This is a genomic window from Leucobacter allii (assembly GCF_022919155.1).
In the GTDB taxonomy this organism is placed as follows: domain Bacteria; phylum Actinomycetota; class Actinomycetes; order Actinomycetales; family Microbacteriaceae; genus Leucobacter; species Leucobacter allii.
The window spans coordinates 1,193,788-1,218,316 of the sequence record NZ_CP095045.1 but is presented as its reverse complement, the minus strand read 5'-3'; the positions used below and the strand labels follow the sequence as shown (position 1 = coordinate 1,218,316).

The 24,529-nt window shown below is 70.0% G+C and carries 19 protein-coding genes, 1 tRNA gene, 1 rRNA gene and 1 pseudogene; 2 read left to right on the top strand and 20 right to left on the bottom strand.

Annotation, left to right across the window (positions count from 1 at the left end; genetic code table 11):
- Nucleotides 1-186 precede the first annotated feature (186 nt).
- A 16S ribosomal RNA gene (locus MUN78_RS05660) occupies nucleotides 187-1,715 on the bottom strand.
- 475 nt (nucleotides 1,716-2,190) lie between these two features.
- Here MUN78_RS05660 and tgt point away from each other — a divergent pair.
- Entirely contained in the window at nucleotides 2,191-3,528 is a 1,338-nt protein-coding gene (gene tgt / locus MUN78_RS05655) for a tRNA guanosine(34) transglycosylase Tgt (RefSeq protein WP_244729379.1), read from the top strand.
- 24 nt (nucleotides 3,529-3,552) lie between these two features.
- On the opposite strand, the gene MUN78_RS05650 is transcribed toward tgt, so the two are convergent.
- From MUN78_RS05650 to MUN78_RS05565, 18 genes and pseudogenes are all read right to left on the bottom strand, one after another.
- Nucleotides 3,553-4,545 (bottom strand): NAD(P)/FAD-dependent oxidoreductase, encoded by a 993-nt coding sequence (locus tag MUN78_RS05650; RefSeq protein ID WP_244693550.1) that lies wholly within the window; start codon nucleotides 4,543-4,545, stop codon nucleotides 3,553-3,555.
- A gap of 2 nt (nucleotides 4,546-4,547) precedes the next feature.
- Nucleotides 4,548-6,082: pseudogene (gene gltX, locus MUN78_RS05645) on the bottom strand (glutamate--tRNA ligase).
- Between the two features lie 48 nt (nucleotides 6,083-6,130).
- The gene (locus MUN78_RS05640) at nucleotides 6,131-7,081 is read right to left on the bottom strand and encodes a LysR family transcriptional regulator (protein ID WP_244729377.1); all 951 of its coding nucleotides are present in this window, start codon (nucleotides 7,079-7,081) and stop codon (nucleotides 6,131-6,133) included.
- Between the two features lie 88 nt (nucleotides 7,082-7,169).
- Complete coding sequence (locus tag MUN78_RS05635; protein WP_244729376.1) at nucleotides 7,170-7,454, bottom strand: hypothetical protein; 285 nt, start codon at nucleotides 7,452-7,454, stop codon at nucleotides 7,170-7,172.
- 96 nt (nucleotides 7,455-7,550) lie between these two features.
- Nucleotides 7,551-8,867: a dual-specificity RNA methyltransferase RlmN gene (rlmN, locus tag MUN78_RS05630; protein ID WP_244729374.1), complete on the bottom strand. Its 1,317-nt coding sequence runs from the start codon at nucleotides 8,865-8,867 to the stop codon at nucleotides 7,551-7,553.
- Between the two features lie 57 nt (nucleotides 8,868-8,924).
- Entirely contained in the window at nucleotides 8,925-9,755 is an 831-nt protein-coding gene (locus MUN78_RS05625; protein ID WP_244729372.1) for an aldo/keto reductase, read from the bottom strand.
- A 47-nt stretch (nucleotides 9,756-9,802) separates the two neighbouring features.
- Nucleotides 9,803-10,204, bottom strand: a complete 402-nt coding sequence (locus tag MUN78_RS05620; protein ID WP_244693996.1) for a DUF779 domain-containing protein — start codon at nucleotides 10,202-10,204, stop codon at nucleotides 9,803-9,805.
- 201 nt (nucleotides 10,205-10,405) lie between these two features.
- Complete coding sequence (gene exaC, locus MUN78_RS05615; protein WP_244729370.1) at nucleotides 10,406-11,929, bottom strand: acetaldehyde dehydrogenase ExaC; 1,524 nt, start codon at nucleotides 11,927-11,929, stop codon at nucleotides 10,406-10,408.
- A 104-nt stretch (nucleotides 11,930-12,033) separates the two neighbouring features.
- The gene (locus tag MUN78_RS05610) at nucleotides 12,034-13,392 is read right to left on the bottom strand and encodes a sigma-54-dependent transcriptional regulator family protein (RefSeq protein WP_244729368.1); all 1,359 of its coding nucleotides are present in this window, start codon (nucleotides 13,390-13,392) and stop codon (nucleotides 12,034-12,036) included.
- Between the two features lie 91 nt (nucleotides 13,393-13,483).
- Nucleotides 13,484-14,584 carry a carboxylate-amine ligase gene (locus MUN78_RS05605; RefSeq protein ID WP_244729366.1) on the bottom strand — a complete coding sequence of 367 codons (1,101 nt, stop codon included), beginning with the start codon at nucleotides 14,582-14,584 and terminating at the stop codon, nucleotides 13,484-13,486.
- Between the two features lie 81 nt (nucleotides 14,585-14,665).
- Nucleotides 14,666-15,454: a fumarylacetoacetate hydrolase family protein gene (locus tag MUN78_RS05600; protein WP_244729365.1), complete on the bottom strand. Its 789-nt coding sequence runs from the start codon at nucleotides 15,452-15,454 to the stop codon at nucleotides 14,666-14,668.
- On the bottom strand, nucleotides 15,451-16,569 hold the full coding sequence (locus MUN78_RS05595) for a branched-chain amino acid aminotransferase (protein WP_244729363.1): 1,119 nt from the start codon (nucleotides 16,567-16,569) through the stop codon (nucleotides 15,451-15,453). Before MUN78_RS05595 ends, MUN78_RS05600 begins: the two co-directional genes overlap by 4 nt.
- A gap of 25 nt (nucleotides 16,570-16,594) precedes the next feature.
- Nucleotides 16,595-17,659 (bottom strand): 3-isopropylmalate dehydrogenase, encoded by a 1,065-nt coding sequence (locus MUN78_RS05590; protein WP_244729361.1) that lies wholly within the window; start codon nucleotides 17,657-17,659, stop codon nucleotides 16,595-16,597.
- Nucleotides 17,660-17,774: 115 nt separating this feature from the next.
- The gene (locus MUN78_RS05585; protein WP_244693539.1) at nucleotides 17,775-18,899 is read right to left on the bottom strand and encodes an ABC transporter substrate-binding protein; all 1,125 of its coding nucleotides are present in this window, start codon (nucleotides 18,897-18,899) and stop codon (nucleotides 17,775-17,777) included.
- 3 nt (nucleotides 18,900-18,902) lie between these two features.
- Nucleotides 18,903-19,697, bottom strand: coding sequence for an ABC transporter permease (locus tag MUN78_RS05580; protein ID WP_244693538.1), 795 nt, complete (start codon nucleotides 19,695-19,697; stop codon nucleotides 18,903-18,905).
- A complete protein-coding gene (locus tag MUN78_RS05575) occupies nucleotides 19,694-20,653 on the bottom strand; it encodes an ABC transporter permease (RefSeq protein WP_244729359.1) in 960 nt (319 codons plus the stop codon). The genes MUN78_RS05580 and MUN78_RS05575 overlap by 4 nt, the downstream gene beginning before the upstream one ends.
- On the bottom strand, nucleotides 20,650-21,729 hold the full coding sequence (locus tag MUN78_RS05570) for an ABC transporter ATP-binding protein (RefSeq protein ID WP_244729357.1): 1,080 nt from the start codon (nucleotides 21,727-21,729) through the stop codon (nucleotides 20,650-20,652). Before MUN78_RS05570 ends, MUN78_RS05575 begins: the two co-directional genes overlap by 4 nt.
- Entirely contained in the window at nucleotides 21,730-23,187 is a 1,458-nt protein-coding gene (locus tag MUN78_RS05565) for an amidase (RefSeq protein ID WP_244729355.1), read from the bottom strand.
- 164 nt (nucleotides 23,188-23,351) lie between these two features.
- On the opposite strand from MUN78_RS05565, the gene MUN78_RS05560 reads away from it, so the two are divergent.
- Nucleotides 23,352-24,365, top strand: a complete 1,014-nt coding sequence (locus tag MUN78_RS05560; protein WP_244729353.1) for an Lrp/AsnC family transcriptional regulator — start codon at nucleotides 23,352-23,354, stop codon at nucleotides 24,363-24,365.
- A 62-nt stretch (nucleotides 24,366-24,427) separates the two neighbouring features.
- Here the strand turns inward: MUN78_RS05560 and MUN78_RS05555 are convergent.
- Nucleotides 24,428-24,500, bottom strand: a tRNA-Glu gene (locus MUN78_RS05555).
- Nucleotides 24,501-24,529: the final 29 nt, after the last annotated feature.

The following is a 24,529-nucleotide window of genomic DNA, read 5'->3' as shown; positions in this document are numbered from 1 at the left end:
AAACAAACCCCGTCACACACCCACACGTTCCATCCCCCCGCCCAAAGACGAGAAGAGTACTAGCACAGGCGAGAAACCAAGCTCGCTCGTTGATGTATGTTCCACCCATGAGCGTCTCCGTGTCACACGAACGGCGACAACCGGGACATTCTGCGCAACCCACAAAGGGTCACGAGTGCTCCTTAGAAAGGAGGTGATCCAGCCGCACCTTCCGGTACGGCTACCTTGTTACGACTTAGTCCTAATCACCAGTCCCACCTTCGACAGCTCCCTCCCACAAGGGGTTAGGCCACCGGCTTCGGGTGTTACCGACTTTCATGACTTGACGGGCGGTGTGTACAAGGCCCGGGAACGTATTCACCGCAGCGTTGCTGATCTGCGATTACTAGCGACTCCGACTTCATGGGGTCGAGTTGCAGACCCCAATCCGAACTGAGACCGGCTTTTTGGGATTCGCTCCACCTTACGGTATCGCAGCCCTTTGTACCGGCCATTGTAGCATGCGTGAAGCCCAAGACATAAGGGGCATGATGATTTGACGTCATCCCCACCTTCCTCCGTGTTGACCACGGCAGTATCCCATGAGTTCCCACCATCACGTGCTGGCAACATAGGACGAGGGTTGCGCTCGTTGCCGGACTTAACCGAACATCTCACGACACGAGCTGACGACAACCATGCACCACCTGTATAGAAGTGTCCAAAGAGTTGACGATCTCTCGCCCGTTCTTCTACATGTCAAGCCTTGGTAAGGTTCTTCGCGTTGCATCGAATTAATCCGCATGCTCCGCCGCTTGTGCGGGCCCCCGTCAATTCCTTTGAGTTTTAGCCTTGCGGCCGTACTCCCCAGGCGGGGAACTTAATGCGTTAGCTACGACACAGAACCCGTGGAACAGGCCCTACATCTAGTTCCCAACGTTTACGGCATGGACTACCAGGGTATCTAATCCTGTTCGCTCCCCATGCTTTCGCTCCTCAGCGTCAGTTACGGCCCAGAGATCTGCCTTCGCCATCGGTGTTCCTCCTGATATCTGCGCATTCCACCGCTACACCAGGAATTCCAATCTCCCCTACCGCACTCTAGCCTGCCCGTACCCACTGCAGGCCCGGGGTTGAGCCCCGGGATTTCACAGCAGACGCGACAAGCCGCCTACGAGCTCTTTACGCCCAATAATTCCGGACAACGCTTGCACCCTACGTATTACCGCGGCTGCTGGCACGTAGTTAGCCGGTGCTTTTTCTCCAGGTACCGTCACCTTGCGGCTTCTTCCCTGACAAAAGAGGTTTACAACCCGAAGGCCGTCATCCCTCACGCGGCGTTGCTGCATCAGGCTTGCGCCCATTGTGCAATATTCCCCACTGCTGCCTCCCGTAGGAGTCTGGGCCGTGTCTCAGTCCCAGTGTGGCCGGTCACCCTCTCAGGCCGGCTACCCGTCGTCGCCATGGTGAGCCGTTACCCCACCATCAAGCTGATAGGCCGCGAGCCCATCCATGTCCGATAAATCTTTCCACCCACACACCATGCGGTGATGGGACATATCCAGTATTAGACGCCGTTTCCAGCGCTTATCCCAGAGACATGGGCAGGTTACTCACGTGTTACTCACCCGTTCGCCACTCATCCACCCGAGCAAGCTCGGGCTTCAGCGTTCGACTTGCATGTGTTAAGCACGCCGCCAGCGTTCGTCCTGAGCCAGGATCAAACTCTCCGTAAAAAAAACAGTGCAACCCCGGGCAGCGGAATAAGCCACCCACACAGGGTTACGAGTTCGAACTGGCAACAGAAACCATCAAACTGACAGTCTCGTTATCCAAAAAAGGAATCACCCACACCCACACCCCAAAAGGGTCCGGGTGACGGGGATAAAACATATTGGCATACACCAATTTCAAGTGCACACTATTGAGTTCTCAAAGACCAGACACCACCCGTCACCCCCAACCAAGGAGGCTCCGAACAGCAACCTGTCCAACTTACCACACCAAGTGCGGTGAGAAGCGCATCACAATCGCCGGAACCGCTTCGCGGCCCGGCTCCGATGCGCTGACAAGGGAATACATTACGCCGAACCGCGACCCGCAGCAACATCCACCCCACACCCGGGCGTGTCGCGCACGCCGTCACCGTGCGGCGACTCCCGGAGGGGGCCACCCGGCCCGCCCGCAGCACCGCGATGCTTAGATGGACGGGTGAACGAGCAGACTGCAGCGACTCCCCCGCCCTCCCCCGACGACTTCGGCTTCGCCGTCGAGCATCGTCTCGGCGCGGGCGGGGCGCTCGGCTCGGACGGCGCGCCGCTCGGCCGTGCGGGGACGATCCGCACGCCGCACGGCGAGATCCAGACCCCCGCGTTCATCCCCGTCGGCACGAAGGCCACGGTGAAGGCCCTGCTGCCGGCGACGGTGCGCGAGCTCGGCGGCCAGGCCGTCCTCGCGAACGCCTACCACTTGTTCCTGCAGCCCGGCAGCGATCTCGTGGACGAGGCGGGCGGTCTGGGGAGGTTCATGAACTGGGAAGGCCCCACGTTCACCGACTCCGGCGGATTCCAGGTCATGTCGCTCGGCGTCGGCTTCAAGAAGGTCATCTCGATGACCGAGTCCGCGTACGCCGACGCCGAGGTCATCGCGAAGACGAAGGAGCGCCTCGCGCACGTCGACGAGGACGGCGTCACCTTCAAGTCCTTCCTCAACGGCGACAAGCATCGCTTCACCCCCGAGGTCTCCATGCGGATCCAGCACGAACTCGGCGCAGACATCATCTTCGCCTTCGACGAGTGCACCACGCTCCTCAACACGCGCGCCTACCAGGAGGATTCCGTCGCCCGCACGGCGCGCTGGGCGGTGCGCTGCCTCGACGAGCACGCCAGGCAGACGGCGGCGCGCGGCCATCGTCCCTACCAGGCGCTCTTCGGCGTGGTGCAGGGCGCCCAGTATGAGGACCTGCGTCGCGCGGCCGCACGAGGGCTCGCGACGATGCGCGGCGCGGAGGCCGAGGCCCAGCGCTTCGACGGTTTCGGGATCGGCGGCGCGCTCGAGAAGCGCGAGCTCGGCACGATCGTCGGCTGGGTGAGCGACGAGCTCCCCGAGGATCGCCCCAGGCACCTCCTCGGGATCTCCGAGCCCGACGACCTCTTCGCGGGGATCGCGGCCGGCGCCGACACCTTCGACTGCGTGGCGCCGTCGCGCCAGGCCCGTGGCGGGAGCATGTATTCCCCGAGCGGGCGCATCAATGCGAAGGCCTCGGCCCAGCGCCGCCGCTTCGAGCCGCTCGATCCCGAGTGCGACTGCTACACCTGCGAGCACTACACGGCGGCCTACCTGCACCACCTCTTCAAGGCGAAGGAGATGCTCTCCTCGACGCTCGCGACGATCCACAACGAGCGCTACATCGTCCGTCTGGTCGAACGGATCAGGCAGAGCATCATCGACGGCGACTTCGCGGAGCTGCGCGACGAGGTGCTCGGCCGGCAGTACGGTCCCGAGTTCGCCCGCGAGGCCGCCGCGCGATACGCCGCGACCGCGAGCTAGGCGGCGTCCCGGGCTCGGCCCGGTTCAGTCGTCGACGCGCCCCACGCCGAGCGCGCCTCGAATCATGTCGAGGTTGAGCTTGGCCGCCACGCGCGCGCCGTTGCCCGCCGCGATGATGAGCTGCTGCGGGCCGGGAGGGACGATGTCGCCGACGGCGTACACGCCGCGGATCGAGCTCTCGCCGCGCGCGTCGACGGAGACGAGCCCCCAGGCGTCGCGCGCGATGGGCAGCTCGCCGAGGAATTCGACGGGTGCGTGCCAACGGGGTCGCACGAAGCCCCCGACCCGGGGAATCACCTCGCCGTCGGCGAGGCGGACCCCCGTCATCTCTGCCTTCTCGCCCACGATGTCGTCGATCGCGCGTCGCTCCACGCGGACGCCGATGCCCGCGAGCTGCGCCTCCTGCTCGGCCCGGATCGTGTCGGCCCCGTTCGTGAACACGATGAGATCCGAGCTGAACCGGCTGATGAGCAGGGCCCGCGAGAAGACATCGGTCGTCTCCCCGATGAGCGCGAGCGGCTCATCGCTCTTCTCGAAGCCATCGCACTCGACGCAGCTGTGCAGAGCGGTCCCGTAGTACGCGCGAATCATGGGGAGCGCAGGCAACTCCTCCGTGAGCCCCGCGGCGAGGAGGACGCGGCGCGCGACGAAGGTCTCGTCGGCGGCGCCGCGGATCCCCGTCGCACGCACTCGGAAGCCGATGCCGTCGGGGAAGCCGACGGCGAGCGCCTCCTCCGCAGCGAGCGGCAGCACCTCGCGGACCACCGCCTGCGCGGTGATCGCGCTCGGGTACGCTTCGAACTCCTCGCGCCCGAGGCGGCGCAGCTCGAGCGGCGAGATACCGTCCCGCGTGAGGAAGCCGTGCGAGCGGAGCGTCGCGGAGTGCCGCGGTCGATTGCTGTCGAGGATCGCGATGCGCCGGTTCGCGCGCACGAGCTGCAGGCCCGCCGAGAGCCCGGCCGGTCCGCCGCCGATGATGGCGACGCCGACGGGCGCCGTCCGATCCTCCGCCGCCATCGCTACGCCGCGCCGGCCGGATCTTCGAGCCGGGCGGCGAGGCTCCGCAGCCGCGCCAGGGTCTCCGCCTTGCCGAGCAGCTCGAAGGACTCGAAGAGCGGGGGCGAGACGCGACGCCCCGAGGCGGCGACGCGCAGCGCTCCGAACGCGACGCGGGGCTTCAGCCCGAGCCCGTCGATGAGCGCACCCTGGAGCGCCTGCTGGATCGGCTCGGTGGCCCACTCGGCCTCCGGGATCGGCTCGAGCGCCTGGATTCCGGCGGCGAGCACCTGCGGCGCGTCCGCTTTCAACGACCGCAGCGCATCCTCCTCCACGACGAGCGCGTCGGCGGTCGTGAAGAGGAAGCCCATCATGCCCACGACCTCGGAGAGCACGGTGACGCGGCTCTGCACGAGGGGACGGCGCGCCGGACGACGTCGAGCTGCGGCGCGCTCGGTTCGACCGGGAGCGCGCCGCCCGCGATGAGGTAGGGCAGGATGCGCCGGCCGAAGTCCTCCTCGGAGAGGAGTCTGATGTGGTCGGCGTTGATCGCGTCGGCCTTCTTCTGATCGAAGCGGGCGGGGTTCGGGTTGACGTCGGCGACGTCGAAGGCCGCCACCATCTCCGCGCTGCTGAAGATGTCGCGATCCGGCCCGATCGACCAACCGAGGAGCGAGAGGTAGTTGAGCAGCCCCTCGGGGATGAAGCCGCGCGACCGGTGATGCAGGAGGTTCGACTCGGGGTCGCGCTTGGAGAGCTTCTTGTTGCCCTCGCCCATCACGTAGGGCAGATGCCCGAACTGCGGGATCGCCCGGGCGATGCCGAGCTCGACGAGGGCGTGGTGGAGCGCGATCTGCCGCGGCGTCGAGGAGAGCAGATCCTCGCCGCGCAGCACGTGGGTGATGCCCATGAGCGCGTCGTCCACGGGGTTCACCAGGGTGTAGAGCGGGGCGCCGTTCGGGCGGACCACGACGAAGTCGATCGTCGAGCCCGCGGGGAAGGTGATGTCCCCGCGCACGAGATCGGTGAAGGAGAGATCCGCGTCGGGGACCCGGAAGCGCAGCGCGGGCTCGCGGCCCTCGGCGCGGAACGCCGCGCGCTGCTCCTCGGTGAGGCCGCGGTCGAAGTTGTCGTAGCCGAGCTGCTTGGGGCGGCCGGCCGCGAGGTTGCGCGCGTCGATCTCCTCGGCGCTCGAGTAGCTCTCGTACAGGTAGCCTGCCGCGCGGAGCCGCGCGATCACGTCCTGGTAGATCTCGCCGCGCTGGGACTGGCGGTACGGCCCATGGGGGCCGCCGACGTCGATGCCCTCGTCCCAATCGAGCCCGAGCCAGCGCAGGGAATCGAGGATCTGCCCGTAGCTCTCCTCGCTGTCGCGCGCGGCGTCGGTGTCCTCGATGCGGAACACGAAGGTGCCTCCGGTATGCCGGGCGTACGCCCAGTTGAAGAGGGCCGTCCGCACCATGCCGACGTGCGGGGTGCCCGTCGGCGAGGGGCAGAAGCGCACGCGAACGTCGCTGCCGGTGGCTGTGGAGAACTGGGGGCTGGCGGTCTCAGACATCGTCCCCAGTCTACTGCGTACGGGCTCCGCGACGCGCGACGACGCGGCTCACGAGACCGCTTCGAGCCCCCACTGCGCGCCGTCGACGCCCGAGAGGAGCCGCTTCGCCAGGCGCACCTGCGGGCTCTCGTTCGCGGTCGCCATGGAGACGATGCCGATGGTGCGGTACCGGGCGGGCGTCAGGGGCAGCGCGCTCGCGTCATCGGGCAGGGAGCGCGCCGCCGCGAGCGCGAGCCCGGGGACGAGGGCCACCGCGCCGCCCGCGGCGGCCATGGCGAGCATCGCGGGGACGTTGTCGGTCTCCTGGATGATGTCGGGTTCGAAGCCCGCCTCGCCGGCGGCGCTGAGGAGGTGCCCGCGGCACTTCTCGCAGCCCGCGATCCAGTGCTCCTCCGCGTAGTCCGCGAGGTCGGCCGCTCCGCCTGCGACCCCGCGCGCCTGCGACACGACGAGCCGCACCTCTTCGCGCCACAGCGGCTGGAAGGCGCTGCCCGCGGGCAGCCCGCCCGCCCCCTCGTAGTCGAAGATCAGCGCGCAGTCGACCTCGCCGTCGCGGAGCATCGCGGTGGCGGCGGGCGGCTCGGCCTCGCGGTACTGCAGCGACACCTCCGGCGCCTCGACCGCGAGTGCGCGCATGAGCGAGGGCACCACGGTCGCCGATGCGGAGGGGAAGCCGACGAGCCGGAGCGTGCCGGCGCGCTCGCCGCGTAGGTCGTCGATGGCGGCGAGCGCCGCGTCGATCTCGGCGACGACGGTGCGCCCGTGGTCGGCGAGGATGCGTCCCGCCGGGGTGAGCCGGATCCCGCGACCGTTCCGTTCTATGAGCGGCACGGCGAGACGCGTCTCGACCCGCTTGATCCGCTGGCTCACCGCGGGCTGGCTGAGGCCGAGGGTGCCGGCCGCCGCGGTGAGGGATCCGGTGGTGGCGAGCGCGTGGAGGATGCGCAGCTCGGTGGAGTCGATCGAGCCGAGCGGCTCGGAGGTGCGAAGCGTGCTCATGACCTGCAGTGTAGCCGATCATAATCCATGATGAAGCAAGACATAACATTCATTCGCGGCCATTATGCCCGGCGCGACGCCGCCGGACTCAGACGCCCCAGAGGGACAGGGCCGAGAGGACGCCCGCGACGGACAGCGCGAGAGCGACCCGCGCGACCGTCGTCGCCGGGCGTCGCGTCGCCCGCGTGATCGCCCTCCAGGCCAGCACGGCGAGCAGTACGCCCCCGATCGGGCCGAGCACGCCGACGACGATCGTTGCACCCCACTGTTGCGGCTCGAAGCGGGGCAGCGCGGTGATCACGAGCCCGAGCGCGGCGAGCACGCACACGGTGACGCCCAGTGCGAGGCCGCGGTCGTCACGGTGCTCTCCCATGCACGCCACGCTAGCACCGTCGTGGGCACGACCGGAGGCGGAGCGATCCCGCGATCAGCCGTTCCGCCTGCAGCGCACGGCGCCGGACACCGCCACTCAGCCCGCCGTCGCGAAGGCCTCGGCCTCGGCGCGGTCCTGCTCCGTGGCGACGAGCTGCCCGCAGGCCCCGTCGATCTCCTTGCCGCGGGTGTCGCGCAGGGTCGTCGGGATCCCGGCGGCGTTGAGCCGGTCGACGAACTCGCGCGTGACCTCCTTGGTGGAGGAGGTCCAGATGGAGCCCGGCGTCGGGTTCAACGGGATCGGGTTGACGTGCACCCAGCCCCTCCCGCGGGCGTTGAGCTTCTCCGCGAGCAGGTCGGCGCGCCAGGCGTGATCGTTCATGTCCTTGATGAGCGCGTACTCGATGGAGACCCGGCGCCCCGTCGTCTCGTAGTAGTGGTATGCGGCGTCGAGCACCTCCTCGACCTTCCACCGGCTGTTCACCGGGATGAGATCGTCGCGCAGCTGGTCGTCCGGCGCGTGCAGCGACAGCGCGAAGGTGATGGGGATGTCCTCCGCCGCGAGCTTGCGGATCGCCGGGGCGAGCCCCACGGTCGAGACCGTGATGCCGCGGGCGGACATGCCGAGCCCCTCGGGCGACGGCGCGATCATGCGGTGCACCGCGTGCATCACCCGCTTGTAGTTGGCGAGCGGCTCGCCCATGCCCATGAAGACGATGTTGTTCACGCGCTCCGGCTCGGCGCCGTTGCCGGCCTCGCGCCGTCGGCCGAGTCCGCCCTCGGCGATCACGCGGTTCGCCTGCACGATCTGATCGAGGATCTCGGCGGTCGACATGTTGCGGGTGAGCCCCGCCTGGCCCGTCGCGCAGAACGGGCAGTTCATGCCGCAGCCGCACTGGCTGGAGACGCAGAGCGTGATCCGGCCCGGGTAGCGCATGAGCACCGACTCGACGAGCGCACCGTCGAAGAGGCGCCAGAGGAACTTGACGGTGTCCCCATCGTCGGTCACGAGCCGCTTCACCTCGGTGAGCAGCGGCGGGAAGAACGCGGCGGCCAGCTCATCGCGCCGGTCCTTCGGCAGATCCGTCATCCGCTCGGGGTCGGTCGTGCGGTGCTCGAAGTAGTGCTTCGAGAGCTGCTTCGCACGGAACTTCGGCAGCCCCAGCTCCACGACCTTCGCCTCGCGCTCGGCGAGGGTCATGTCCGCAAGGTGCGTGTCCGGCTGCTTGACGCGCGGCGATGCGAACTGGAGGGTCGGACGGCCGTCGGGGCTCGTCAGCTGCTGCCATCCCTCGGCCTTCGGGCGCACCTGCGGGCGCGCCGCGGCGGCGCGGGGCCGCGTCTTGATGAGCTTCGGCGGCGCCTCCGGCGAGGGCTGCGCGGCCGCGCCGTGGTTGAGCTTGTTCGGATCCATCGCCTTCTATTGTCGCATCCCCCGGGCCCGGCGGCGTCCGAGCCGCGGATGCGCGGCTCAGAACTCCTCGTAGACGGCCGGATCCTGACCTTTGAGCCGTCCATCGGGGCGGCCGAGCGCCGTGATCGCGGCGACCTCCTCGGGGGCGAGGACGATATTCTCGGCCGCGAGATTCTCGCACTGCCGCGCGGGATCCTGCGACTTCGGCAGCGGCACGGCGCCGCGCGCGACGTGCCAGGCGAGGATCGCCTGCACCGGGGTGACGCCGTGCGCAGCGGCGACCCGCGCGATCACCGGGTCCTCGACGACGTCTCCGCCGCGGCCCACCGGGCTCCACGCCTCCGTGACGATGCCGTGCTCCCGGTGGTAGGCGAGCGCCTCCTCCTGCGGGAACCTCGGATGCAGCTCGATCTGGTTCACGACGGGGCGCACGCCGGTCTCCCCCTCGATGCGCTCGAGGTGCTCGGGCAGGAAGTTGGAGACCCCGATGCGGCGCACGAGGCCGCACTCGCGCGCCTCGATGAGCGCGCGCCAGGCCTCGACGTACTTCCCCGCCCCGGGGTTGGGCCAGTGGATGAGATAGAGATCGATCGCGCCGGCGCCGATCCGGTAGACGCTCTCCTCGACGGTGCGCAACGCCGCATCGTAGTCGTGGTGCCGCCCGGGCAGCTTGCTCGTGACGATCACCTCGGAACGGTCGACGCCGGATTCGCGCACGCCGCGGCCGACGGCGCCCTCGTTCTCGTAGGCGAAGGCCGAATCGACGAGCCGGTACCCGCCGCGCAGGGCGGCGCTCACGGCGTCGGCGCCCGCGACGCCGTTCAGGCGGGAGCTGCCGAGGCCGATGGCCGGGAAGGCGGATCCGTCATGCGCGAGCTGAGCGGTCATGCCCCCACCCTACGCACGGGAGGACTCGTCGCGCGAGGCCTCGGTGGTCACAGCAGTCGGGAGCGGATCAGGAAGCGCCGGCCCTCCGGAGCCTCGAGCGAGAACCCGCTCCCCCGGCCGGGCACCGCGTCGACGGTGAGGTGCGTGTGCGCCCACACCGCGAACTGCTCGCGGGACATCCAGAATCCGATCTCTCGGGGACCCGCATCCGCATCGGCCGCGGGGAGCTCGAGCGTGCCGAGCAGCACGTCCTGCGCACCGGTGCGGAACTCTCCCGCCTGGTAGCACATCGGCGAACTGCCGTCGCAGCAGCCTCCGGACTGGTGGAACATGAGCGGCCCGTGCATCTCCCAGAGCTGCTCGATGAGCGCGAGGGCCGCCGGCGTGAAGGCGAGCCGGCTGGCGGTCTCCCCCGGCACCTCGGGTCGGGCGTCGACGGCGCCCGGGATCGGCTCCGCGGCCGGCGGCGCGGGCGCAGGGGGCGCGGAGCCGTCGAGCTCGCAGCTCCCGAGCTGCGGCGGGACGCGATCGACGTCGGGATTCGGTACGGTGCGGGACACGATGCCCTCCTCGCTGCGGCGACGGTGCCGCTCGGTCTCATGGTACGCCCCGTCCCGCGGCGCTCGCGGGACGGGGCGGGACGTAGCGGCTCAGAAGAAGCCCTGGGCGGTCTCGCTGTAGCTGACGAGCAGGTTCTTCGTCTGCTGGTAGTGGTCGAGCATCATCAGGTGGTTCTCGCGACCGATGCCGCTCGACTTGTATCCGCCGAAGGCGGCGTGCGCGGGGTAGGCGTGGTAGTTGTTCACCCAGACGCGACCGGCCTGGATCGCCCGGCCCGCGCGATAGGCCGTGTTCCCATCGCGGCTCCACACCCCCGCGCCGAGGCCGTACAGGGTGTCGTTCGCGATCCCGATCGCGTCGTCGAAGTCGCGGAAGGTCGTCGCCGCGACGACGGGGCCGAAGATCTCCTCCTGGAAGACGCGCATGGAGTTGTCCCCGCGGAAGATGGTCGGCTGGATGTAGAAGCCGTCCGCGTACTCGCCGCCGAGGTCGGCGACCTCCCCGCCCGTGAGCACCTGGGCGCCCTCCTGCCGGCCGATGTCGAGGTACGACTTGATCTTCTCGAACTGGTCGTTGGACGCCTGCGCGCCCATCATCGTGTCGGTGTCGAGCGGATTGCCGCGGGTGATGCGCTCGGTGCGGTCCACGGCGGCCGCGAGGAAGTCGTCGGCGATGGATTCCTGGATGAGCGCCCGGGACGGGCAGGTGCAGACCTCCCCCTGGTTGAGGGCGAACATGGCGAAGCCCTCCTGCGCCTTGTCCCAGTAGGCGTCGTCGCGTGCCCGCACGTCCTCGAAGAAGATGTTGGGGCTCTTCCCGCCGAGCTCGAGCGTCACCGGGATGATGTTCTCGGAGGCGTACTGCATGATGAGCCGGCCCGTCGTCGTCTCCCCGGTGAACGCGATCTTGCGGATGCGGGGGTTCGAGGCGAGGGGCTTGCCCGCCTCGGCGCCGAAGCCGTTGACGATGTTGACGACCCCCGGCGGGAGCAGGTCGCCGATGAGCTCGAACAGGAACAGGATCGACGCGGGGGTCTGCTCCGCGGGCTTGAGCACGACCGCGTTCCCGGCGGCGAGCGCAGGAGCGAGCTTCCAGGTGGCCATGAGGATCGGGAAGTTCCACGGGATGATCTGACCGACGACGCCGAGCGGCTCGTGGAAGTGGTACGCGACGAGATCCTCGTCGATCTGGGAGATCCCACCCTCCTGCGCGCGGATCGCGCCGGCGAAGTAGCGGAAGTGGTCGACGGCGAGGGGAATGTCGGCGTTCAGGGTTTCGCGGACGGCCTTGCCGTTGTCCCAGGTCTCGGCGACCGCGATCGCCTCGAGGTTCTCCTCGATGCGATCCGCGATCCGGTTGAGGATCACCGCGCGCTCGGCGGGGCTGGTCCGTCCCCAGGCCGGGGCGGCGGCGTGGGCCGCATCGAGCGCCGCCTCGATGTCCTCGGCGGTGCCGCGGGCGATCTCGCAGAACGGTTTTCCGGTGACGGGGGTCACGTTCTCGAAGTATCGGCCCTGGACGGGCGGGACCCAGGCTCCGCCGATGTAGTGCTCGTAGCGGCTCTGGAAGCTCACCAGCGCATCCGGCTGGCCCGGGGCGGCGTACACGACCATGATGGGACTCCTCTTGACGTCGTTGTCGATCCGGATCGGCGATCCGGTACTCGGCATGCTAGGCCGCGCGAGGTTGCACTCGCGTTGCACGGGCCCGTCGCGGGTCACTGCTCCCGAGCGATTCCTTCGAGCCGCGCGACGACTCTGGCGCGCTTGGGCGAGAGCGGCGGCAGCACCTGCAGCAGCGTCTCCCACACCCTGGCATCGTCTGCGGCCCAGTTCTGGGCGTAGTCGAACAGCGGCTCCGCGGCGGCGGACTGCAGCATGGCCTCCCGCAGCGTCGCATCCACGGCGGCCCGAAGCTCCGTCACGACGGGGGCGTCGGAGGCGGGGAGCACCGGCCCCTCGTAGGCCGCCAGAGCGAGGCGGTGCGCGCCGCGGCTCAGCGCCTCCAGGGTCTCGTGCGCGTCGACGCGCAGGGGCGGCTCGAGGCGATACGGGCGGGAGTGCAGTGCGATGCCCGTCGCGTGCTGCTCGAGCCACCGCCGCAGTCGGACCATCTCCGGCCGGAGGGTGCCTTCTGCCCCCGCGTACCCGTACACCCGGTGCGCGAGCTCCGCGGCCGGCAGGCCGTTCGGCGCTGCGGCGAGGGCGAGCAGGATCTCGGCGTGGCGCCCGCTGACCGGGAGCGCGCCGCCGTCGCGCTCGAGCATCGCCGGGTCCCGTCCGAGCACGACGAGCCGCGGCGGCGCCGTCGTGGGACGCGACGGCCTCGCGCGCGTGCCGCGCTCCTGTTCCATGCGCCGACGCAGAGCCGCGAGCTGCAGCTCGGCCTCGACGGCCGCGACCGTCGCGTCCATGAGCGGCATGAGATGCGGCGATGCCGCGCCGTCGCCGCCCGTGACGTCGATCACTCCGATGATCGCTCCGCTCGCGGGATCGTGGACGGGAGCGGCGGTGCAGCTCCACGGGTGCACGGCCCGCGAGTAGTGCTCCGCGCCGAGCACCTGGATCGCGTGGTCGAGGGCGAGGGCGCTGCCGGGAGCGCTCGTGCCGACGGCGTGCTCGGACCAGTCCATCCCGGCGCGGAAGCCCATCTCCTCGGCCCGGGCGCGCAGCCGCGCATCGCCGTCGACCCACAGCAGCCGTCCGGCGGCGTCGCCGAGCGCGACGATAAAGCCGGATTCGCTCGCCTCTGCGAGCAGCAGCCGCCGCACGACCGCGAGCGCCTCGCCGATCGGGTGCGTCCGCTGCAGTTCGGCGAGCTGCGCTTCGTCGATGGCCTGCCGCTCGGGCAGACGATCGGGGTCGACGGTCAGCCTCCGCGCGCGCATCCAGGAATCGAGCACCACCGCGCGAAGTCCTGCGGACTCCGCAGCGCGCTCCGTGCCGCGGTCCCCGTCGAAGCCGCCGTCGAGCCGGGTCGCGCGCTCGCCGATGAAGCGCTCGTGCGCGCGCTCCAGGAAGCGTCGGCGCTCGAGGGCCGATTCCCCCCGTCGGAGGGCCTGCCACCCGTTGGTCATCCCGACCCCCTCCTCGCGGCCCCGGTTGCCTCGAGCGTACCCGAGGCCCGGCCGGCTGTCACCGGGGCGCGGAACCGACGCCGGCGCGGGATCAGCCCGGCGCGTGCCCGGCGCCGTAGAGCTCCAGGAGCGCGCGGATCCCGCCGGCCTCCCAGGCGGTGCGCTGCTGCTGCGCACCGCCGAGGTCCTTGCGGCGTCGCGCGAGGTATGCGTGGACGCGGGCGAGATCGCCCGCGGCCTCGAGCTCCGGCTCCGCATGCGCGAGCAGGGCGTCGATGACGTCGAACGCGGGATGGGGGGCTCCCTCCGCGGGGTGCACGAGCTCCGAACCGAGCCCGTTGCGCGCGGCCAGCCAGTGCGCACCGCGCAGCACGTCCCGCTGGGCCCCCGGCGCGGGCGCGCCCGAGGCGGCGTCTCGGAGGGCGCGCGCCACGAGGGCGCGCAGGAGCAGCGCGAAGTCGACCGCGTCCTCGCCGCGCAGCTGGGCATCGGCGGTGCGCAGCTCGACGGTCGGGTAGCGCTCGGAGAGCCGGATCGACCAGTTCACGAGCGCCGTGTCCATGAGGGCGCCGGCGCGCACGAGCGCCTGCACGGTCGCCTCGTACTCGGCTGCATCGGCGAAGCGCGGCGGGTACCCGGAGCTCGGCCACTGCTGGATGGAGAGGAAGCGCCAGCTCGCGTAGCCGCTGTCCCCGCCGAGCCAGATCGGCGAGTTCGCGGTCAGTGCGAGCAGCGCGGGCGACCAGGGGGCGATGCGCGCGATCACCTCCACACCGGCGTCGCGGGAGGGCACCTCGACGTGCACGTGCGTGCCGGTCGAGTAGTAGCGGGTGACCATGCCGCGCATGGTGCGGTGGATGTCGAGATACCTCGGCTTCGGCACGACCCTGCCGGGGGCGTCGCCGCCGATCGGCGGGAGTCCCGTCCCGGCGAGCACGAGCCCGAGCGCTCCCGCGGTCTCCGCGACGGCGCCGCGGAACCCGAGGATCGCCTCCAGCGCATCCTCGGCGCGCTCGCAGACGGGCGTCGCGGTCTCGATCTGGCTGTGGAAGAACTCCAACTCGATGGGGAGCTCAGGCCGCAGTTGCGCGATCTCCATGACCCCGTCGCGCGGCAGTCCGGTCTCCGCGTCGAGCAGCAGGAACTCCTCCTCGACCCCGAACCTCGGGGCGCTCGCGATGCGCGCTGCCATCTGTGCACCTGTCCTTCGTCGGGGAGACCAGTGTCGCACAGCGATCCGCGGTCGGCCGCGCGACCGGCGGATCGCGCGGTGTCAGACCACGCTGTTGCGGAGGATCCCGATCCCCTCGATCTCCACCTCGACCGTGTCGCCCGCATCGAGCGGCCCGACGCCCGCCGGCGTGCCGGTGAGGATCACGTCGCCCGGCAGGAGCGTGAACGCCTGCGAGGCGTAGGAGACGATGCGCGCGAGCGAGTGGATCAGCTGGGAGGTGCGGCCCTCCTGGCGGATCTCGCCGTTCACGCGCGTCACGATGCGCGCATCGCGCAGATCCGGATCGGTCTCGATCACCGGTCCTAGCGGGCAGAAGGTGTCGAAGCCCTTGCCGCGCGTCCACTGGCCGTCGGCGATCTGGAGATCGCGGGCCGTGACGTCGTTCGCGCAGGTGAAGCCGAAGACGACCGTGAGCGCGTCCTCCTCAGGCACGTCCTTCGCGACGGCGCCGATGACGAGGGCCAGCTCGCCCTCGTGCTCGACCCGCTCGGAGACCTCCGGGCGCACGATGGCGTCGCCCGGGCCGATCACGGAGGTGTTCGGCTTCAGGAAGAGGAGCGGCGCCTCGGGCGCCTCGCCGCCGGTGACGTCGGCCATCTCGGCGACGTGGTCGGCGTAGTTCTTGCCGACGCACACGACCTTCGAACGCGGGATGACGGGCGCGAGCAGGCGCACGTCCTCGAGTCGGAAGCGCCGGCCCGTCGTGTCGTATCCCGCGACCATCGGATCCCCGGTGAGCTCGACGAGCTCGACGCCGCCCCCGTGCTCCGCCTGATCGAGGACCCCGTAGGAGATCTCCCCCTCGGCCTGGAAGCGCGCGACCTTCACGCCCGCATCCCCGCGCCGACGGCGGCCGGGACGATCACGTCGAGCCAGCCGTGAGGGTCCTCGCGCACCCCGAACTGGATCCCGGTGAGCTCCTCGCGCAGCGACATCGTGAGCGCGCCGGGCGCCGCCTCGCCGAAATCGACGATGGTCCCCGCCTCGCCCTTGAGCCGAGCGATCGGGGTGATCACCGCGGCCGTGCCGCAGGCGAAGGCCTCGACGATGGAGCCGTCGGCCACGCCGTCGCGCCATTCGGACACCGTCACGGCGCGCTCCTCGACCGCGTGGCCGCGGTCCCCGGCCAGCCGGATGAGGCTCTTGCGCGTGATGCCGTCGAGGATGTTGCCGTTGAGCGCGGGCGTGATGAGCGTCCCGTCGGCGCGCACGAGGAACAGGTTCATGCCGCCGAGCTCGTCGATCGTGTCCTCCGTGGCGGAGTCGGTGAAGAGCACCTGGGCGCAGCCGTTCGCCGCCGCGATGTTGGTGGGCAGCAGGGAGGACGCGTAGTTGCCCCCGCACTTGGCCGCTCCGGTGCCGCCGTGCCCGGCGCGGGCCAGCTCGGAGGACAGCCAGATCGAGACGGGCTTCACGCCGCCGGTGAAGTACGCGCCCGCGGGGCTCGCGATGATCATGAAGCGCGCCCGGTGCGCGGCGCGCACCCCGAGGAAGCTCTCGTCGGCGATCATGAACGGGCGCAGGTAGAGGCTCTGGTCGGCCCCGCTCGGCACCCAGTCGGCGTCGACCTCCACGAGCTCGTGCACCGCGCGCACGAAGAGCTCGACGGGCAACTCGGGCAGCGCGAGGCGCCGGGCGCTCTCGTTCAGACGCCGGGCGTTCTCCTCGGGCCGGAACGCGACGATCGAGCCGTCCGCATGGCGATAGGCCTTCAGCCCCTCGAAGATCTCCTGGCCGTAGTGCAGCACCGAGGAGGCGGGGTCCATCGGGATCGGCCCGTAGGGGACGACCTCGGCGTCGTGCCACCCGCCGTCCTTCGTCCACGCGATCGAGACCATGTGGTCGGTGAAGTGGTTGCCGAAGCCGGGGTCCGCGAGGATCGCGTCGCGCTCGGACTGGGGCTTCCGCGTCGCGTCGGTGCGGGTGAATGCGAGGTCGCTCATGAGGGTGCTTTCTGCGGTCGAATGGTTACGCGCGGCGGCCGGGGAGGGCCGCGATGATGGCGTCGCCGATGGCGGCGGTCGCGCGGGGCTCGGCGCCGCGGGCGGCGAGGTCGGCGCGCACGCCGGCGCGCACGCGCTCCGCCTCGCCGGGGAGGCCGAGATGGTCGAGCATGATCGCCGCGGAGAGGATCGCCGCGGTCGGGTCCGCCTTCTGCTGCCCTGCGATGTCGGGAGCAGATCCATGGACGGGCTCGAACATGCTCGGGAAGGCGCCCTCGGGATTGATGTTGCCGGAGGCTGCGAGCCCGATGCCGCCGCCGATGGCGCCGGCCAGGTCCGTGAGGATGTCACCGAACAGGTTATCAGTCACGATGACGTCGAAGCGCGACGGATCCTGCACCATGAAGATCGTCGCCGCGTCGATGTGCATGTAGTCGACGGCGATCTCGGGGAACTCCGCGGAGATCGACTGCACGAGCCGCTGCCAGACCGCGCCGGCGTGGGTGAGCACGTTGGTCTTGTGCACCCAGGTGAGCTTGCGGCGCGGCCGCTCGCGGGCGGTCTCGAAGGCGTAGCGGACCACGCGCTCGATGCCGTGCGCCGTGTTCACGGAGACCTCCGTGGCGACCTCGCCCGGCGTCCCCGCGCGGAGCGTGCCGCCATTGCCCGCGTAGGGGCCCTCGGTGCCCTCGCGGACCACCACGAAGTCGACCGCGCCGGGATCGGCCAGCGCCGAGACGACCCCCGGGAACAGCGTGCAGGGGCGCACGTTCGCGTAGTGGTCGAAGTCGAAGCGGAGCTTGAGCAGCAGCCCGCGCTCGATGTTCGCGTCCTTGAGCCGCGGGTCTCCCGGCACCCCGCCGACCGCGCCGAAGAGGATCGCGTCGTGCTCCGCGATCGCGGCCTGCTCCGCGGCGGGCAGGGTCTCCCCCGTCGCGAGGAAGCGCTCGGCGCCGAGGCGGAACTCGGTGCGCTCGAGCGCGACATCGCCGCCGGTCAGCACCGCATCGAGCACGCGATTCGCCTCGGCGACGACCTCGGGGCCGATGCCGTCGCCGGGGATGACTGCGAGCTTGATGGTACGGGTCACGGAGCGCTCCTTAGCATGCCTGGACAGGATGCCTCCAGCATACTGCCGCGCCCGCGGGCTGACGCGCGAGCGCGAGCCGTCCGTTCCGACGGCCCGCGCTCGCCCGGGGCGGGAATCAGCCCTTGAACATCGTCCAGAGCTTGTCGTACTGCTCCTTGACATCGGCCGAGCACGGCACCTGATCGTGCGCGCGCTCCATCGTCTCGGCGTCGGCCACGATCACCGGCGCGTCGCCGTCGCCGGGCTCGGGCAGGAACTCCTCGATGCCCTCGACGGGCGAGGTGTACTTGATGAAGTCCGCGTTGATGGCCGCGTTCTCGGGATCGAGCATCCAGTTCAGGAAGATCTTGGCGTTGTCCTGGTTCTGCGCGTTCGTGAGGATCGCGAGGTTGTCCGATCCCATCATGAAGCCCTCTTCGGGGAACACGTACTCGAGCGCGGGATCCTGAGCCTGAGCGCGGGCGAAGGATCCGTTCCACATCGTGGAGAGCACCGTCTCACCTCCGGCGAGGCGGTCGATCGTGCCGTCGGAGCTGATGATCTTGATGCTCGGCTTGAACTCGTTCAGGAGATCGAGCGCCCGCTGGTAGTCGGCGTTGTCCGTGCTGCAGGCCTCGGCGCCGACGGCCATGAGCGCGGCGTCGATGACGTAGGTCTGGCTGTCGTGGAGCCCGATCTTGCCGCCGGCGCTCGCCGGCGCCGCGAAGTAGTCCGCCCAGGAGGCGACCGGCTCCGTGACCACCTCTGGATTGACCCCGATCCCCTGGTAGACCACCGCGTACGGGGAGGTGTACTTGCGTCCCTCGTCGAAGTACGCGTCGACGAAGGCGTCCTCGATGTTGCCGCCGTTGGGGAAGGTCGTGGTGTCGATCTCGGCGAGCTGCCCGCTCGCGATGAGGTCCCCGGCGACGTAGTCCGAGACCGTGACGACGTCGTAGGTCGCCGAGCCGGTCTTCACCTTGGCGACCATCTCCTCGGCGGAGGAGAAGGTGTCGACGTTGACCGTGATGCCGGTGTCCGCGGTGAACTTCTCGAGCGCATCGGGGCTGATGTAGTTCGTGAAGTTGAAGAGGTTCACCTCCCCGGAGCCCTGCTCGGGAAAGGCGGCGTCGCTGCCGCCCGCGGCCTCGCCGCCGGACGAGGCGCCGCCGGCGCAGGCGGTGGCGCCGAAGAGCAGCGCTGCTGCGGCGACGGACGCGAGCGCGGCTCTGAACGGGGTGTGTGACGTGATGGTGCGCATGGGTCACCCTTTCTTGCGTGTGATGAATCGGGAGAGGAGGAGCACGAGGACGGAGGCGACCAGGATCATGGTCGACAGCGCGTTGATCTCCGGGGTGAGACCCACGCGGAGCGCGCCCCAGATGTAGAGCGGCAGGGTGGTGGACCCCGGGCCGGCGGTGAAGAAGGACATGATGAAGTTGTCCATCGACACGATGAAGGAGAGCATGCCGCCCGAAATGATCGCCGGGGTGAGCATCGGGAGCGTGATGCGGCGGAAGATCCGCCGTTCGTCCGCCCCGAGATCGGCGGCCGCCTCGAATTGGCTCCAGTCGGCCTCGGCGAGCCGCGAACGGATCGTCATCAGCGCGAACGGGAGCCCGACCACCGCGTGACCGACGATCATCGCCGGAACCCCGAGCGGAACCTTCGCGAAGGCGAAGAGGCTGAGGATCGCGATGGCGAGGACGATCTCGGGCAGGATGAGCGGCGCCGACAGCAGCCCGCTGACGAGCGCCGAGTTGCGGCGGCGCATGCTCACGAGCCCCACGGCGACGAGCACGGCCAGAACGAGCACGATGAGCGTCGACCAGACGGCGATGATCACGGAGTTCATGAACGCCTGCTGGATCTGCTCCGAGCGGAACACCTCCGCGTACCAGGCGAGGCTGAAGCCGTCCCACACCATGACGATGTTGTTCGCGTTGAACGAGTACCCCACAATGACGGCGAGCGGCAGGTACAGGAACGCCAGCAGCGCGATGCCGATCCCGGCGAAGCCGGGGAAGGCGTTGAGCGCCTTGAACGCGCGGGATTTCACAGGAGGCTCACTTTCTCGCCCTGGGCCGAGACCCGTTTCGCGGCGAACGCGAAGCCGAGCAGCGCCAGGAGGGTCAGGATCAGCAGCGCGACGGAGATGGCGGCGCCGAACGGCCAGTTCATGGATTCCTTGAACTGCCGCTGGATCACGGTGCCGATGAAGTCGACTTTCGCCCCGCCCAGCAGCATCGGCTGGATGAAGGCGCCGAGCGCCGGCACGAAGACGAGCAGGCTGCCGGCCAGGATCCCCGAGCGCAGGCTCGGCAGCAGCACGCGCGTGACCACGCGCCAGCGCGTCGCCCCGAGATCGTAGGCCGCCTCCGCCAGGCGGAAGTCGAACTTCGCCGCGCTCGTGTAGATCGGGAGGATCATGAAGGGGACGAAGACGTAGACCAGGCCGATGACCGTCGCGAACTGGCTCGGATACAGCGGCAGCGGGGACAGGCCGAGCGCGCCGATCCCGGAGTTGACGATGCCCTGGTCGTTGAGGAGGATCATCCAGGCGTAGGTGCGGATGAGGGTGTTCGTCCAGAACGGGATCGTCACGGCGAGCACCAGCAGAGTGCGCACGCGGGGGCGACGCGTGGCGATCCAGACCGCCGTCGGCACGGCGATCACGATGGCGAGCACCGTCGTGAGCGCCGCGACCCAGACCGAGCGCCACAGCACCTCGAGGTACTGGCCGTTGAAGGCGAAGGTGCCGCTGAAGTCCTCCTCGAACAGCAGTTTCTGCCAGCTCTCGAGATTCGCCGGCCCGGCGACGCCGACTCCGCCCGGCGCCTTGCTCATGAAGGAGTAGACGACGACGAGGATCACGGGGATCGCCACGAAGACGATACCGAGGAGGATGCCGGGTGCGGCGAGCCAGGCCGTCGCGCTCCCGGGCCGGCGCCACCGGGTCTCGCGGAAGCGCTCGGCCGCCGCAACGTCGACCGGAACCGTGGGGTGCGCGCTCATGCGCGCACCAGCCGAGCGGCCCGGGGAGCGATGTCGAGCGCGATCCGCTCCCCGACCGCGCTCGCTCCCGAGTGGTTCGCGTCGACGCGCGCCCAGAGCTCCCCGCCGGATGCGGTGCGGATGCACAGGCGCAGATCGGTGCCGGTGTACTGCGAGGCGATGATCTCGCCGGCGAAGATCCCGTCGGGGACCACGCGGAGATGCTCGGGGCGGATCCCGACGGTCGCCTCCCCCGCGACGCGGATCGGCTCGGCGAGGGCGCCGTCGGGGATCAGCCCCCCGTCGCGCGTCCGGGCTCCCCCGGCCTCGGGGATCACCGGCACGAAGTTCATCTCGCCGATGAACTCCGCGACGAAGCGGTTCGCCGGCTCGGCGTACAGCGCGCGCGGCGCACCGAGCTGCGCGATGGCGCCCTGGTTGAAGACCGCGATGCGATCCCCCATGCTCATGGCCTCCTCCTGGTCGTGCGTCACGAACACGAAGGTGATGCCCGATTCGACCTGGATCCGTTTGAGCTCGGTCTGCATGCCCCGGCGCAGCTTGAGATCGAGCGCCGACAGCGGCTCGTCGAGCAGCAGCACGTCGGGCTGCTTCGCGAGGGCGCGGGCGAGCGCGACGCGCTGCTGCTGCCCGCCCGAGAGCTGCGCGGGCTTCCGGCTGCCGAAGGCCGACAGTCCGACCAGCTCGAGCATCTCGTCGACGCGGGCGGCGACCTCGGGCGATTTCGCCGGCTTGCCCTCCATCTCGAGCCCGAACGCGATGTTCTGGCGCACGGTGAGGTGCGGGAAGAGCGCGTAGGCCTGGAACACCGTATTGACGCGGCGCCGGTACGGCGGCAGACGGTCGATGCGGGCGTCGCCGAGCCAGATCTCCCCGCTCGTGGGCTGTTCGAGGCCCGCGATCGAACGGAGCAGGGTCGTCTTGCCGCAGCCGGAGGGGCCGAGCATCACGAAGAACTCGCCCGGCACGATCTCGAGATCGATGCCCGCGAGCGCCGTGAAGTCCGCGCCCTCCGGCGTCACGAAGTGCTTGGTCAGCTGCCTGATCGACAGCGTCGCACCAGAATCGGTTCCCATTTAGACGACCTCCATGTTCGATGTGTGGGTGCTCGACGCGGCGGCGAGGACGCGCGGAGTCTCCCGCCAGACGGGACGGGCTCGTTCGAAGGCCGCCGCGACGGCGAGCAGCCGGTCCTCGTGCCGCGGCGGGGCGATGAGCTGCAGGCCGACCGGCAGCCCCGTGTCGCTGAACCCGCAGGGCACGCTGATGGCGGCGAAGCCCGTCACCGTGATGCGCCAGCTCGCGCGCATCCACTCGAGATAGTCGGGCTGCGCGATGCCGTTGATCTCCCGCGGCCACGTGGTGCGGGCGTCGAAGGGCAGCACGGCGGTGACCGGCGCGGCGAGCACGTCGATGCGGGAGAACAGTTCCAGCATCCTGCGGTAGACGCGGGTGCGCTGCTCACGGGCCTCGAAGTAGTCCGCGATGGTCAGCCGTTCGCCGAACTCGACGTTCGCGGTGAGCTCGGGGCTGAGCGCGTCACGGTGCTCCGCGAGCAGGTGCCCGAAGGAGCGCGCGTAGTTCAGACCGCGGAGGACGCGGAATGCGGCGTCGGCCTCGGCGAGCTCGGGCTCGACATCGGTGAGGGCGTGTCCCAGCCGCTGGAGCTCGGGGAGGCCGTCGCCGTCGAGCACCGCCGTGACCTCGGGCTCGATGTCGAGTCCGCCCAGGGTGCGGCTCCAGCCGATGCGCAGAGGGGCGGCCGCGGTCTCCGGGGCGGCTGCGAGCGGCTCGGGGAACGCCAGCGGCGCCCGATCATCGCCCCCGGAGATGGCGGAGAGCAGCAGCGCGGCGTCGCCGACGGTCCGGCCCATCGGGCCGTTCGTGGCGAGCGTGTCCCAGGCATCGGTCACCGGCCAGTTCGGCACCCGGCCCATGGACGGTCGGAACCCGACGACGTTGCAGAACGAGGCGGGGTTGCGCAGCGATCCGCCCATGTCCGAGCCGTCGGCGACCGAGCTCAGCCCGGCGGCGAGGGCGGCGGCGGCCCCGCCGCTCGAGCCGCCCGCGGAGCGCGTCGGATCGTAGGGGTTCGTCGTCGTGCCGAAGACCCCGTTGTACGTGTGGGATCCGGTCCCGAACTCCGGCGTGTTGGTCTTACCGTAGATCACGGCACCGGCCGCGCGCAGCCGCGCCACCAAGAGCGAGTCGGCCTGCGGCACGTGCTCGGCGTGCAGCGTCGAGCCGTAGGTGCTGCGCATCCCCGCCGTGTCCTCGAGGTCCTTCACCGCCACGGGCAGTCCCTCCAGCGGGCGGGCGGGCGGCCCCGCGGCCCGTCGGCGGTCGGATGCGTCGGCCGCGCGCTCAGCTGCCGCGAAGTCCGTCGTCACCACGGCGTTGATCACGGGGTTCGCCTCCGCGTGGCGTCGTCGCGTCTCGTGCAGCAGCTCGCGCGCCGACAGCTCGCCCGACGCGAGCGCCGCCAGCTGATCGATCGCGCTGCGCCGGCACAGGTCAATTTCCGATTCGGGCACCAATTCCTCCTTGAATAAGCGAAAGAGAGCATAATCTGCATCAATTTTGCTTCTTTAGGAATAGATGATCACCCGAGATGTCGATAATGTCAAATGAAATCCGCTCACGCGTCGGAGAGCGTTCGTTCCCGCGATAGGCTCCGACATGGACCGAAGGAGCCCCGATGCCTGACACCCTCGACCGGGCCGACCGGGAGATCTGCGCCGCGCTGCTGCGCAACGGACGCGCCCCCTGGCGCCTCATCGCACAGGCCACCGGCATCCAGGAGCGCACCGTGGCGCGCCGGGGGACGCGCCTGCTTGACTCGGGCCTCGTGCGCGTGAAAGGACTCTCCCAGCCCGGACTCGTCAATCGCGGTGAGGGGTACCTCGCCCGCATCGCCTGCGCGCCGGCGGAGCTGCGGGGCGTCGCCGCCTGGCTCGCGAAGCGCGACGAGACACTCTGGGTGGCGACGCTGGTCGGCAGCAGCACCGTGATCGCCGAGTGCTACCTGCGGTTCGAGGATCGCGCCGGATTCATCGAGGAGGAGCTGGCCGCTCTGCCGATCACCCACGCGTCCTTCGCCTACATCGATCACTACCGCCGCACCGTGCGCGGCTGGCACCCGAATATTCTGCGCCCGGAGCAGTTGGAGCAGCTCGGCGAGAACGAGAGCCGCGCCCTCGCGGCCACGTCGCGGGCCGGGGAGGGCCGGCCGTTCGATCCCGACGACGTCGATCTGCAGATCATCGAGCTGCTCAGCACCGATGGGCGCCTGAGCATCGACGCCATCGCGAGCGCCGTCGGCATCGCCAAGCCGACGGTGCGCAAGCGGATCGCGGTCATGCAGGAGACGGATTTCCTGAGCATCCGCGCGGTCGTCGATCCGGCGCTGCTGGGCTTCCCCCTCGAAGCGCTCCTCACCGTCCACGCTCCGCTCGCCGAGCTCGACGCCGTCGGCATCGCGCTCGCCGAGCACTGGCGCACCCGCTGGGCCGTCCAGCTCCCCTCGGAGCGCCGGGCGCAGGCACTCGTGACCGCGGAGTCGCGCTTCGAACTGCACGCGCTGCTCCGAGCGTTCGAGGCCCGTCTGGCTCCCCTCGGCGGTCGGGTCGAGGCGAGCCCGCTCCTCACCCACTACAAGCGCAGCGACGTCCTCCTTCCGGCCGCCGAGGAGCCGCGGACGGCGCACCGGTGACCCGCCGCACCGCCCGCGGAAACGACAGAAGCCCCACCCGAGGGTGAGGCTTCTGCTTCCGGTGACCCCAGCGGGATTCGAACCCGCGTTACCGCCGTGAGAGGGCGGCGTACTAGGCCGCTATACGATGGGGCCGGACGCTGTTGCCGCTTCCGGGGCTTCCC